Raw genomic sequence first — 11,948 nt, forward strand, 5'->3', positions numbered from 1 at the left:
CGATAGCGGTATCAGCAGCACTGCGAGTGCATCGGCAACAGGAAATGTTAGGCTCAACCCCGAATCCTGCGCTCTGTGAAGGAAGGTTTATGTTGAAGGTTCTCGCTCTGCTGACACTCCTGGCGTCCGCCGCCGTCCACGCTGAAACCCCGCTGCACACCGATCTGCCGCTCAAATACCTGGAGCAGGCCAACCCCGAATCGGTCAATCAACCCTTGGTGATTTTCCTCCACGGCTACGGCAGTAACGAGCAGGACCTGTTCGGCATCAAGGATGAATTGCCTGTCCACTACAACTACCTGTCGGTGCGCGCACCGATGGTCATGGAGGAGGGCAGCTATCAGTGGTTTCGCAAGAAGGGAGAAGGTGCCTACAACGGCGAGACGGATGATCTGAAGGCCAGCGGCCCGGTGTTGCTGGATTTCGTCGCACAGGCTGCGAAGAAATATCACACAGTACCGAACAAGGTTTTCCTGGTGGGCTTCAGCCAGGGCGCGATCATGTCTTACGAGGTCGCGTTGCGTCATCCCGAAGCCGTGGGCGGGATCGCGGCGTTGAGCGGGCGGATCTTGCCGGTGCTCAAGTCCGAGCTCAAGCCCGATGAAAAACTTCAGAAACTGGCGATTTTCATCGGGCATGGCACAGCGGACAAACGCCTGCCGTTCAACGACGGCACCGAGGCGAACAACCTGTTACAGAGCCTGTCACTCAAGCCTGAATTTCATGCCTACCCAGGTGTTGGCCACAACATCAGTGCTGCCGAAATGCAGGATTTGAGCGCCTGGTTGCAGCGCCTCAACCCCTGAGCCTTACTTGCCGCTGACGATCTGTTTAACCAGCGCTTCGTGGCCGGCGTTGTCGCTGAGACGGGAAATCACCTTTACCAGCGCCATGCGCGTGCCCGAGGCGGCCATCAGCGTGGTATCGAGGGTCTTGCCGCCGCCCTGGGTGGCGATGCTGTCGATCTCCCGCAGACCGAGGCCGGTGCCTTTCTGGGTCAGGCTTTTCTCACTGAGCTTGGTGAAATCCGGCAGTGCCTTGGCTTGTTGAGTGGCGAAGTCGGACGCCGTGGTATCGAGGAACTCACCGTCGTTGTCCTTGGCGTTGACGCCACCAGGAATGGTGTTTTCAGCGGCAATCACCACAGTTTTCGTGGTTGCGTTGGTGTACATGGTGCCACTCGCACCGGTCGCGTCCGCCGGCAGCGGGTTGGCAACGAAGCCCTTGGGCAGGTTGAATTTGAATTTTCCGCCCAGCATCGAGACGTTCTGCGCGGGCGCTGTCTCTTTAGCCGCCTGTGCATTCAAAGCCCCCAGGCTGGCAACTGCTGCCAGCAGCAGGACAACGGCTTTTTTACTCAACAGTGACATTCAAAATCTCCAGGGTGGTCTCGCGGTGGGGGGCGATCATCCCATGGAGATCGTGACGCATTCCAGTGTGGGCTAACGGGCGGTCGGGTTCTGGTGAGCGAAAAGCTTTTGAACCTCGCGTTTACAGCGAATCAACGTATTTACGAAGGCTTGTTTAACCGCGCTCAGCGTTACTTCATGAAAGCTACAACACCTTGCGTCGTTGCCTACAGGTACGTAAGAATCCGCCGGCTTGTGCGCTTTTGGGGTGGGTTCTATTGTTTTCCGGTCGCTGAAAAACAGTGATCGGGTTTGGTAGACCCTCAGCATCGACGCATAGCGTCACCTTGTTCGGCCCTTTCTCAGGGCTGCGTTTTATGGTGGCCATGCGCAGGGCTCCTTCGGGGGCGCCGGTTCCGATGCCCGGTCTACCAACCTTCGTATGGCCGCCACCCTCCGTTTGGTAGCGAGAGGTTGATGGCTCCTTCTAAGTAGCATCGGAGTTCCATCTATGCCCAAACCAACACCCAATCCCCCCAGCCCGGACCTGTCCGCTCCAGCCCAAAACGCTGACCAAGAGAAGCTCAAAGAGACCATCAAACTCGCCCTCGACTTTTACGCCAATCCTGCCGCGCACATTGCCCTGATCAACGCCACGCCAAGGCAACTCGACAGCATGTTCAGCGTCAATCCGGAACTCGATGTCCAGACCCTGCTCAGCCATGCGTGCGAGTCGCTGGCATCGGCCAATGTCATGGCCATGGACCTGGCGGATCATATGGAGGGGACCCGTCGCAATTCGCTGTTGGGCATTGCGCAGGTCATCATGCTTGGGGAGCTGGCGGTGAACCAGGCAATGGATAAACTCGACGCCGCCGAGTAATAGGGATGCCCGTGGTGAGAGGCTGGCCCTCACCACGGGATTTATGCCGTTACACGTCGCGGCGCACCGGGTAGCTCTCGATCACGTCCAGAAACTCGATCCGACGGTCGCTGGCCAACAGCTCCGGCAACAGCTTTTCGTAGTCCTGGCGATACGGCTTGCTCAGGTGACGGGTGATGAAGTCTTCCTTGCTGCAGTTCCAGGTTTCGTAGAGCACCAGAGTGTTCGGCTCGTCCTGCAACTGGTGGACCCAGGTGTTGACGAAGTCCGGCTCGGCTGACATCTGGTGCACCACATCCAGCAGGCGCTCCTTTGTTTCGGCGAAGCGTTCCGGTTTGGCTGGCAGGTAAACGATAAACGCGGCTTGATCACTCATTTCATCACCTTCGCATGCGGGGGAATGGATTACTGCGCCTGGTTCTGCGGGAACAGATTGCGACGGGTTTCTTCGTCGAATTCCGCTTTCAGTACCAGCTTCTCTTTGAGGCCGTGAGCACGTACGGCCGCCGGGCGAGCGCTGATTTCATCGAACAGGCGCTTGACGTTCGGGTACGCCGCCAAACCGTTTTCGCCGAGGATGTACGGCGCGTAATTGGCCCAGCCCCACAGCGCCATGTCGGCGATGCTGTAGGTGTCGCCGGCCAGGTATTGATGGTCGGCCAGGCGCTGATCGAGCACGCGGTAATGACGTTCGACTTCCTTGAGGTAACGGTTTTTTGCGTAGGCCAGGTCTTCCGGGGCGTGGTGCAGGAAGTGCACCGCCTGACCCGAGAATGGCGACAGGCCGGTGGCGATGAACATCAGCCACGACAGCAGCTCGGCCTGGCCGGCAACGGAGGTCGGCAGGAAGCGCTGATGTTTTTGCGCGAGGTGCAACAGGATCGCCTGGGAGTCGAACACGGTGGCGTCGCCATCGACCAGCGCTGGCACTTTGGCGTTCGGGTTGATCGCCAGAAAGGCTGGCTGGTGTTGCTCGCCCTTGAAGGTGTCGACGCCGATCAATTCGTACGGCGTTTGCAGTTCTTCGAGCAGCAGGGCGACTTTCATCGGGTTTGGCGAAGGGTGGAAAAAGAATTTCATGGTGTAGGCCTCAGTCAGTGGTTGGTCAGGAACTGAGGCTGATAGTGGGCGAAACCCGTTCGATTGACGTACGGGGTTGTTGTTCTACTCGTTCGAAATAGTTGAACGGGTTGCGGGCGTTGCCACCGGATTGGCTAACAGGCGCCGGGTGACGCCAAGCATGGCTACCGACACCGCGACGCCCAGGCCAAAGGCCTTCAGGCCCATGCCCGGCAAGGTCAGCGCCAGGACCAGGCAGAACGCGCTGAACGAATACATGCCGGTGGCCGTGGCGCGCAACAAGGCGGCGGTAAACGCCGGGCCACGGGTTTGCTGGGAAAACACCGCCATCACGCTGCCCAGCACCGGGAACACCGCGAGCAGGCCGCTCCAGCGTTCGCCGACGGTGCTGGCGAGCCAGGTGACCGCGAGAGTGAGAAGGGCGCCGGCAATCATGCGCAGCAGCAATTTGTCGGACTTCGGTGCCGGGCCGGAGACGATCGGCTGCACCTTGGGAAATAGGTAAGGCGCCGCCAGCAGCGCGGTCGCGGCGGCGATCACCGAGAACACCAGGGACGGTGGAATCACCGACAGCACCACCGCCGCTGTCGCCCAGACCAGCAGCGAAACCGTCAGCGCCCAAGGCCATCCCGCGCGTTGGGCGACCTGGGCGTAGGTTACGCAGAAGGCAATCATCGCGAACATCGCGGATAACGCGGCGGTCGCCGATTGTGCGGCAAACACTTCGCCTTGTTCGATGGCGAGGAAGAACAGAATCGGCCCGACCACCACCGGCAACCCCGATAGCCAACCGGCGACACTCGGGCCCCAGCGTTTGCCCGCGAGGGAGATCAGTAAGAGAAACCCGGGGATGACCAGCAGTTTGAGCAGCAGCACGTAGGCGCCTCCGACCTTAGCGAAGCGGCAACGTTAGCATTGCGACAAGTAGATTGCTCTAAGGATTAGCTGTTTTTGTATACAAAGTTGAAAGCTTGTACAGCAACACTTTATGCGTATAAGTAACAGAACCCATACGCGCTGAATCGAGCCGATCATGACCCGACCACGATCACCTCTGCGTCATACCCTGTGGCTGTTGGTATTGTTGGGCAACCACGCGTTGGCTAACTGGCAGGAGTCTTTGCCTGGCGCCCAAATCGTTGGTACCGGTGAGTTCCGGATGTTCGGTTTCGATATCTACAACGCTCGTCTGTGGAGCGCCGCGCAGCCATTTGCGAGCGACCAGCCGTTCGCCCTGGAGCTGATTTATCAGCGCAGGATTTCCCGGGACGATCTGGTCCAGGCCAGCGTCGAAGAAATCAAACGACTGTCGGGCACATCGGTGAGTGTCGGGCAACTCGCGGCATGGCAGGCGCAGATGCAGCAGGCGTTTGTCGATGTGCAGGCCGGGACCCGACTCATCGGGGTTTACTTGCCGGGGCAGGGCGCACGTTTTTTTGTCGGCCCGCAGTTGCAGTACGAGGTGACGGACCCGATGTTCGCCCGGGCGTTTTTTGATATCTGGCTTGATCCGCGTACGAGCAATCCCGAGTTGCGGGAGCAGTTGTTGGGCATTGCCAAGCCCTGATCATCACCCGCCGCTGATATTTTAGGAGCGAGCCTGCTCGCGATGGATTCAAGGGCACCGCGTTTAATCTGGATGCACGCGTTATCGTTAACGTCCATCGCGAGCAGGCTCGCTCCTACAAAAGCAAAGGCCGCAGCGGCGATCTTTGCGTTTTGTCTGTACACCGAAAAGCGCGAAACGTCTAAGCTGCGCCCTCCCGCCTGTTTTCTGGAATGTTTGCGTGAAATTCAGTTTGCCCAAAGTCGCCACTGCGCCGTTTTGTCCGCCGGAAGTGGCGGGCAGCGTTGCCGTTGACCCTCGCGCGTCATTTTTCAAACGTGCCCTGCGTTTCGCCGGCCCGGGCTTGCTGGTGTCCATCGGCTACATGGACCCGGGCAACTGGGCCACCGCTATCGAGGCCGGTTCGCGGTTTGGTTACAGCCTGTTGTTTGTGGTGTTGCTGGCGAGTCTGGCGGGGATGGTGGTGCAGTGTTTGTGCTCGCGTCTGGGCATTGCCACCGGGCGCGATCTGGCGCAGTTGTCCCGCGAGCGCTACAGCACGCGGACCGCACGGACCCAATGGGTGCTGGCGGAAATCTCGATCATCGCCACCGACCTCGCCGAAGTGCTCGGCTGTGCGCTGGCGTTCCATCTGCTGTTGGGCTGTTCGCTGAGCGTCGGTATCGCCCTCACAGCGTTCGACACGCTGCTGGTGCTGGCCCTGCAGAACCGTGGCTTCCGCCGACTGGAAGCGATCATGCTGGTGCTGGTGAGCACCATCGGTGTGTGTTTCTTCGTTGAATTGTTGCTGATCAAGCCTTACTGGCCGGACGTCGCACGGGGTTTTACACCGTCACTGTCGGCCATCGGCGATGCGGCGCCGCTGTACCTGGCCATCGGGATTCTCGGGGCCACGGTCATGCCGCATAACTTGTACCTGCACACCTCGATCGTACAGACCCGGATGATCGGCAAGGACCTGGCCAGCAAGCAGGACGCGGTGAAACTGGCGCGCATCGACACCATCGGTTCCCTGGCACTGGCGCTGCTGGTGAACGCGGCGATCCTGATCCTCGCGGCCGCGGCCTTCCACAAGACCGGGCACACCGATGTGGTGGACATTCAGGACGCCTATCACTTGCTCGACCCGCTGGTGGGCGGCGCGTTGGCCAGCGTGCTGTTCGGCGTCGCGTTGCTGGCGTCCGGTCAGAGTTCGACGTTCACCGGCACCATCGCCGGACAAGTGATCATGGAGGGTTACCTCAACCTGCGGATTCCCTGCTGGCAACGGCGGTTGATTACCCGGGGGCTGGCGTTGATCCCGGCGTTTATCGGTGTGTGGCTGATGGGGGATAACGCGATTGGCAAGCTGCTGGTGTTGAGTCAGGTGGTGCTGAGTTTGCAGTTGCCGTTTGCGTTGTATCCGTTGATTCGCATGACCAATGATCACAAGTTGATGGGGCCGTTTGTGAATCGATTGCCGACGCGGGTGTTGGCGTGGGGGTTGTTTGCGGTGATCAGTGGGGCGAATAGTTGGTTGATCTTTCAGTTTTTTGGGTGACGGGGCTGGCCTCATCGCCAGCAAGCTGGCTCCTACAAGGACATGGTGAACCTGTAGGAGCCGGCTTGCCGGCGATGAACGATGACGCGGTCTACCGCTGAAACGCCTCAACCACAAAATCGATAAACACCCGGGTCTTGGCCGGCATCAGCGTCCGGCTCGGGTAATACAGCGAGATCGGCCCCGCATCGGCGTGCCAGTCCGGCAGCAGGCGCACCAGTTCCCCGCGCTGGATGTGTGTGACGACATCCGGCAATACCAGCAGCGTCACCCCCAGACCCAGGAGCGCTGCCTCACGCATGGCGGCGGGATCGTTGAGCACGATGTTTTCGTTCAGACCGGCGCTCTCTTCATGGCCCGCTCGATCGTGCATCACCCACTGACGAATCCGCCCGGTGCGAATGCCGCGCATCACAATGCCGGTGTGTCCGATCAGGTCGGCCGGCGTGCGCGGCAGCGTGCGTCCTGCCAGGTAGACCGGTGAGGCCACCGCGACGATATCCGCCGCCGCCAATGTCCGTGAGATGACCCCTGGCGTGAGTTCGAAGCCGCCGCCGATGGCCGCGTCATAACCTTCAGCAATCAAATCCACCTGGCGATTTTCGAAGTGCCACTCTGGCCGAATCAACGGATAACGCGCCAGGAACTGCGGCAACAACGGCAGCACATGACCGATGCCAAACGTCGGCGCCAGGCTGACCTTGAGCACACCGGCCGGCTCCCCGCGATCGCTGCTCACGGCACTGATCGCCGCTTGCAACGCCTCCAGGTTGTCGCCGATGCCGGCCAGAAATCCCTCACCGGCTTCAGTGAGCGACAGCTTGCGGGTCGAACGCTGAAACAACCGCACACCCATATTGCGCTCCAGCATCGCCACGTTGCGGCTGACCGCGGCGGGTGTCAGCGCCAGCAAACGTGCCGCGGCGGAAAAACTGCCCGTTTCAGCGCTGCGTACAAAAGATTCGAGGTTGGCGAGGGTTTCCACGGCTGGCACCTGCTATGAATGCTTGAAAATCATTCAAGCCATTACCCGCTAATCAAGGGCTAATGACAAGCGCAGTATTCACGCCAACGACAACCCCTTGGAGTGAATCACCATGAGTACTATCGGCATCATCGGCGCTGGCGCCATTGGTTCAGCGTTTGCCAGAGCCTTGTCCCGTCAGGGCATCGAAGTCGTCATCGCCAACAGTCGTGGTCCGGAGACCTTGGCCGCCCTGGTGGCGGAGCTCGGCCCGACGGCACGCGCCGGCACCCGTGAAGAAGCGGCCGCCCAGCCAATCGTTCTGGTGGCGGTCAACTGGTCGAAGTTACCGACTGCACTTGCTGGTTTGCCCGATTTCGGCGGGCGGATCGTGATCGACGCCAATAACTCGATTGAGGCGCCGTCGTTCAAGGCGGTGGATTTGCAGGGCCGTACGTCCAGCGAAGTGTTTGCCGAATGGGTGCCAGGGGCACGGGTGGTGAAGGCGTTCAATCACCTGGCGGCGCGCTTGCTGGAGAGTGATCCGGCGGCGGAGGGCGGTCGGCGGGTGCTGTTTGTGTCGGGCGATGATGCCGAGGCGAAAGCTCAGGTGGTTGCGTTGACCGAGCGCTTGGGCTTCTTCGGGATTGATCTTGGGGAGTTGAGTGTCGGTGCGCGGTTGGCGCAGTTTCCGGGTGGGCCGTTGCCAGTGTTGAACCTCGTGAAGTTCGCCTGAAACACGGTTCGCCGGAACCCGGTGCGACGTTTGTCACACCGGGGTTGTTGCCGGATGGCGCGGATCTTCGTGGGTCCCCGCGCCGTCCGTTGAACGCGTTAAGCCCGTTCGATCGCCAGTGCCACGCCCTGACCACCACCGATGCACAGGGTGGCGAGGCCTTTCTTGGCGTCGCGCTTGATCATTTCATGCAGCAAAGTCACCAGCACACGGCAGCCCGACGCACCGATCGGGTGACCGAGGGCGATGGCGCCGCCGTTGACGTTGACCTTGTTCAAGTCCCATTCCAGGTCCTTGGCCACCGCCAGGGATTGCGCGGCGAAGGCTTCGTTGGCTTCGATCAGGTCCAGTTGGTCGATGGACCAGCCGGCCTTGCTCAGGCAACGGCGAGTGGCCGACACCGGGCCGATGCCCATGATCGCCGGGTCCACGCCCGCGTTGGCGTAAGCCGCGATTTTTGCCAGCACCGGCAGGCCCAGGGCCTTGGCTTTGTCCGCGCTCATCAGGATCACGGCGGCGGCGCCATCGTTCAGCGACGAGGCGTTACCGGCAGTCACCGAACCGTCCTTCTTGAAGGCCGGTTTCAGTTTGCCCAGGGCTTCGGCGGTGGTGCCGGCGCGTGGCTGTTCATCGGTGGCGAAGGACAGCGGATCGCCCTTGCGCTGCGGAATCAGGATCGGCGTGATTTCATCGGCAAAACGCCCGGCTTCGATGGCGGCCGTGGCTTTCTGCTGCGAGGCCGCAGCGAAGGCGTCCTGTTGCTCACGAGTCAGGCTGTACTTTTCAGCCAGGTTCTCGGCGGTGATGCCCATGTGGTAATCGTTGAACGCATCCCACAGACCGTCGCTGATCATGGTGTCGACGATTTGCGCGTGCCCCATGCGCAGACCGGTGCGCGCACCGGGCATGACGTAGTTGGACAGGCTCATGTTTTCCTGGCCGCCGGCAATGATCACCTCGGCGTCGCCGCAGCGAATCGCCTGGGTGGCCAGGTGCAGGGCCTTGAGGCCCGAGCCGCAGACCTTGTTCAGGGTCATGGCCGGCACGGTGAACGGCAGGCCCGCCTTGATTGCGGCCTGACGCGCAGGGTTTTGCCCGGCGCCGGCGGTCAACACCTGGCCCATGATCACTTCATCGACTTCAGCCGGGTTCAGGCCGGTTTGCGTCAGCAACTGACGGATCACCGCAGCACCGAGGTCTACGGCGGACACATTGGCCAGCGAGCCCTGGAAGCTGCCGATGGCAGTACGGGTGGCGGCGACAATGACGACTTCTTGCATGGAATGATTCCTCACTGGGCAGCGAACTGCATTTCCGGAACGTGGTCCGGCACGATCAGTTTACCGGCAGTCTTGGCGACGATCTCTTCGACGCTGACGCCCGGCGCACGCTCTTTGAGAATGAACGCGCCGTTTTCGATTTCAAGATACGCCAGGTCAGTCAGTACGCGCTTGATGCAACCGGCACCGGTCAGCGGCAGGCTGCATTGGGACAACAGCTTGGACTCACCGTCCTTGGACGCGTGGGTCATGATGACGATGATGTTGTCTGCGCCGGCCACCAGGTCCATCGCGCCGCCCATGCCCTTGACCAGTTTGCCGGGGATCATCCACGAGGCGATGTTGCCTTGTACGTCGACTTCAAAAGCGCCCAGCACAGTCAGGTCGACATGACCCCCGCGAATCATCGCGAAGGACTCGGCCGAGGAAAAGATCGACGCGCCGGTACGCGCAGTCACGGTTTGCTTGCCGGCGTTGATCATGTCGGCATCGATGGTTTCTTCAGTCGGGAATGGACCCATGCCGAGCAGGCCGTTTTCCGACTGCAGCATGACTTCCATGCCTTCGGGAATGTAGTTGGCGACCAGGGTCGGAATGCCGATGCCCAGGTTCACGTAGAAGCCGTCCTGCATTTCGCGGGCGACGCGTTGAGCCATTTGTTCGCGGGAAAGTGCCATTGTTGTTATTCCTTCATTCGGTCCGGGGGCAGGGGATCACTTACGCACGGTGCGCTGTTCGATGCGCTTCTCGAACGTGCCGCAAATGACCCGGTCGACGTAGATGCCAGGGGTGTGGATCTGCGCCGGGTCCAGCTCGCCGGGTTCGACGATTTCTTCGACTTCGACCACGGTGATCTTGCCGGCGGTGGCGGCCAGCGGGTTGAAGTTCTGGGCGGTGTGGCGGTAGATGACGTTGCCGAAATGGTCGGCTTTCCAGCCTTTGACGATGGCGAAGTCACCGGTGATGGATTCTTCCATCAGGTACTTGCGACCGTGGAATTCGCGCACTTCCTTGCCTTCGGCGACCGGGGTGCCGACGCCAGTAGCCGTGAAGAATGCCGGGATGCCGGCGCCGCCCGCGCGCATTTTTTCGGCGAGGGTGCCTTGGGGGGTCAGGACGACTTCGATTTCGCCTTTCAGCAGTTGGTCTTCGAACAGCTTGTTTTCGCCAACGTAGGAGGCCACTACTTTTTTGATCTGCCGGTCTTCCAGCAGCACGCCGAGACCGAAACCGTCGACGCCGCAGTTGTTGGAAACCACAGTCAGGTCACGGGTGCCTTTGCGCTTGATCTCGGCGATCAGGTTTTCCGGAATGCCGCACAGGCCGAAGCCGCCAGCGATTACCGTCATGCCGTCTTCAAGACCTGCCAGAGCTTCCTCGTAGGAACTCACGCGCTTGTCGAAACCTGCCATATGCACCTCTTTTATTCTTTGTGGGCGGCTGGCTAGCCGTATGGGATGGAGTGTCTCGCTGGAGGATTTATTTGTTAAGTTGATTTTTAAGGTTGATTGATAGATAAAACTCACCAATAAATCCTGTAGGAGCATGGCTTGCCCGCGATGACGATCTCCAGGACGCCATCGCGGGCAAGCCATGCTCCTACAGAAAGCACCTGCGCTCATTACTGGAGCAGTTAGCCTATGACAGTCAAGCAGATCCGCGCCTTTCTGGCGGTGGCCCAGAGTCTGAGCTTTGCCGTCGCCTGCGAACGATTGCACCTGTCGCAATCGGCGCTGAGCCTGACCATCAAGGCGCTGGAGGAGGGCCTGGGCGGGCGGCTGTTTACCCGCAACACGCGCAACGTGGCGCTGACGCCCGAGGGTGAATCCCTTGTGCCGTTGGCCCGCCGATTGATCGCGGACTGGGACAATGTCGAGGACGAACTGCGCCAGCGTTTTACCTTGCAGCGCGGGCGCGTGACGCTGGCGGCGATGCCGTCGTTTGCCGGCAACCTGCTGCCGCCGATCCTCAAGACGTTTCGCGCACGCTATCCCAAGGTCAACGTCACGGTGAATGACGTGATCAACGAGCAGGTGCTGGAAATGGTGCGCGATCGGCAGGTCGAGTTGGGCGTAGCGTTTGAACCGACGCAAAGTTCGTCGCTGCAATTCACGCCGTTGTACCGGGACCGGTTTGTGGCGGTGGTGCCGTTCGATTCGCCTTTTTCAGGGCGCGAAGACATTGATTGGCAGACGTTGCTTGAAGAGCCTTTCATTACCTTGCAGCGACCTTCGACGGTGCGGGTGATGCTGGAGGAGCACTTGCAAGCGCGAGGGATGAAGTTGCCGGTGGAGTTTGAAAGCCATCAGTTGGCGACAGTCGGGAGAATGGTCGCCAGCGGCCTGGGGGTGAGCGCGGTGCCGGCGTTGTGTGCCGGGCAGATGCGCGAGTTGGGCGCACGGTGCATTACCCTGCGTGACCCGGTGGTGGAACGGGCGATCGGGGTGTTGACCAAGCCTGGGGTGGAGTTGTCGGCGGCGGCGCAGGCGTTGTTCGATATTCTCAAGGAAGAACACTTCGACCAACGCCTTGCCCTGTGAAACCGCTCG

The 11,948-nt window shown here is 60.5% G+C and carries 14 protein-coding genes; 6 read left to right on the forward strand and 8 right to left on the reverse strand.

From position 1 onward, the window contains the following. The first annotated feature begins 89 nt into the window (after positions 1-89). Positions 90-806 (forward strand): alpha/beta hydrolase, encoded by a 717-nt coding sequence (locus KGA82_RS04405; RefSeq protein WP_223449700.1) that lies wholly within the window; start codon positions 90-92, stop codon positions 804-806. A 3-nt stretch (positions 807-809) separates the two neighbouring features. On the opposite strand, the gene KGA82_RS04410 is transcribed toward KGA82_RS04405, so the two are convergent. Next, on the reverse strand, positions 810-1,370 hold the full coding sequence (locus KGA82_RS04410; protein ID WP_192228759.1) for a hypothetical protein: 561 nt from the start codon (positions 1,368-1,370) through the stop codon (positions 810-812). 490 nt (positions 1,371-1,860) lie between these two features. Here KGA82_RS04410 and KGA82_RS04415 point away from each other — a divergent pair, with 490 nt between their 5' ends. Then, a complete protein-coding gene (locus tag KGA82_RS04415) occupies positions 1,861-2,232 on the forward strand; it encodes a DUF6124 family protein (RefSeq protein WP_223449701.1) in 372 nt (123 codons plus the stop codon). Between the two features lie 49 nt (positions 2,233-2,281). Here KGA82_RS04415 and KGA82_RS04420 read toward each other — a convergent pair whose 3' ends face one another. From KGA82_RS04420 to KGA82_RS04430, 3 genes are all read right to left on the reverse strand, one after another. Next, entirely contained in the window at positions 2,282-2,608 is a 327-nt protein-coding gene (locus tag KGA82_RS04420) for a putative quinol monooxygenase (RefSeq protein WP_223449702.1), read from the reverse strand. A gap of 29 nt (positions 2,609-2,637) precedes the next feature. Continuing rightward, a complete protein-coding gene (locus KGA82_RS04425; protein WP_008026724.1) occupies positions 2,638-3,312 on the reverse strand; it encodes a glutathione S-transferase family protein in 675 nt (224 codons plus the stop codon). Between the two features lie 84 nt (positions 3,313-3,396). Beyond that, entirely contained in the window at positions 3,397-4,188 is a 792-nt protein-coding gene (locus KGA82_RS04430) for a hypothetical protein (RefSeq protein ID WP_223449703.1), read from the reverse strand. A 157-nt stretch (positions 4,189-4,345) separates the two neighbouring features. On the opposite strand from KGA82_RS04430, the gene KGA82_RS04435 reads away from it, so the two are divergent. Then, the gene (locus KGA82_RS04435) at positions 4,346-4,879 is read left to right on the forward strand and encodes a chalcone isomerase family protein (protein WP_223449704.1); all 534 of its coding nucleotides are present in this window, start codon (positions 4,346-4,348) and stop codon (positions 4,877-4,879) included. A gap of 220 nt (positions 4,880-5,099) precedes the next feature. Further along, positions 5,100-6,419, forward strand: coding sequence for an Nramp family divalent metal transporter (locus tag KGA82_RS04440; protein WP_223449705.1), 1,320 nt, complete (start codon positions 5,100-5,102; stop codon positions 6,417-6,419). A 91-nt stretch (positions 6,420-6,510) separates the two neighbouring features. Here the strand turns inward: KGA82_RS04440 and KGA82_RS04445 are convergent, their stop codons facing one another. Continuing rightward, complete coding sequence (locus KGA82_RS04445; RefSeq protein WP_223449706.1) at positions 6,511-7,404, reverse strand: LysR family transcriptional regulator; 894 nt, start codon at positions 7,402-7,404, stop codon at positions 6,511-6,513. A 112-nt stretch (positions 7,405-7,516) separates the two neighbouring features. Here KGA82_RS04445 and KGA82_RS04450 point away from each other — a divergent pair, with 112 nt between their 5' ends. Continuing rightward, on the forward strand, positions 7,517-8,119 hold the full coding sequence (locus KGA82_RS04450; RefSeq protein WP_223449707.1) for an NADPH-dependent F420 reductase: 603 nt from the start codon (positions 7,517-7,519) through the stop codon (positions 8,117-8,119). A gap of 98 nt (positions 8,120-8,217) precedes the next feature. Here KGA82_RS04450 and KGA82_RS04455 read toward each other — a convergent pair whose 3' ends face one another. The 3 genes from KGA82_RS04455 to KGA82_RS04465 are packed head-to-tail and all read right to left on the reverse strand — an operon-like array spanning position 8,218 to position 10,811. After that, complete coding sequence (locus KGA82_RS04455) at positions 8,218-9,399, reverse strand: acetyl-CoA C-acetyltransferase (RefSeq protein WP_223449708.1); 1,182 nt, start codon at positions 9,397-9,399, stop codon at positions 8,218-8,220. Between the two features lie 11 nt (positions 9,400-9,410). Further along, positions 9,411-10,076, reverse strand: a complete 666-nt coding sequence (locus tag KGA82_RS04460) for a CoA transferase subunit B (RefSeq protein WP_008026717.1) — start codon at positions 10,074-10,076, stop codon at positions 9,411-9,413. A gap of 36 nt (positions 10,077-10,112) precedes the next feature. Further along, positions 10,113-10,811, reverse strand: a complete 699-nt coding sequence (locus tag KGA82_RS04465; RefSeq protein ID WP_008026716.1) for a CoA transferase subunit A — start codon at positions 10,809-10,811, stop codon at positions 10,113-10,115. Between the two features lie 228 nt (positions 10,812-11,039). Between KGA82_RS04465 and KGA82_RS04470 the strand changes: the two genes are divergently transcribed. Then, positions 11,040-11,939 carry a LysR family transcriptional regulator gene (locus KGA82_RS04470; RefSeq protein WP_008044962.1) on the forward strand — a complete coding sequence of 300 codons (900 nt, stop codon included), beginning with the start codon at positions 11,040-11,042 and terminating at the stop codon, positions 11,937-11,939. Positions 11,940-11,948 lie beyond the last annotated feature (9 nt).

This window comes from Pseudomonas sp. BF-RE-22 (assembly GCF_019956155.1).
Lineage (GTDB): Bacteria > Pseudomonadota > Gammaproteobacteria > Pseudomonadales > Pseudomonadaceae > Aquipseudomonas > Aquipseudomonas migulae.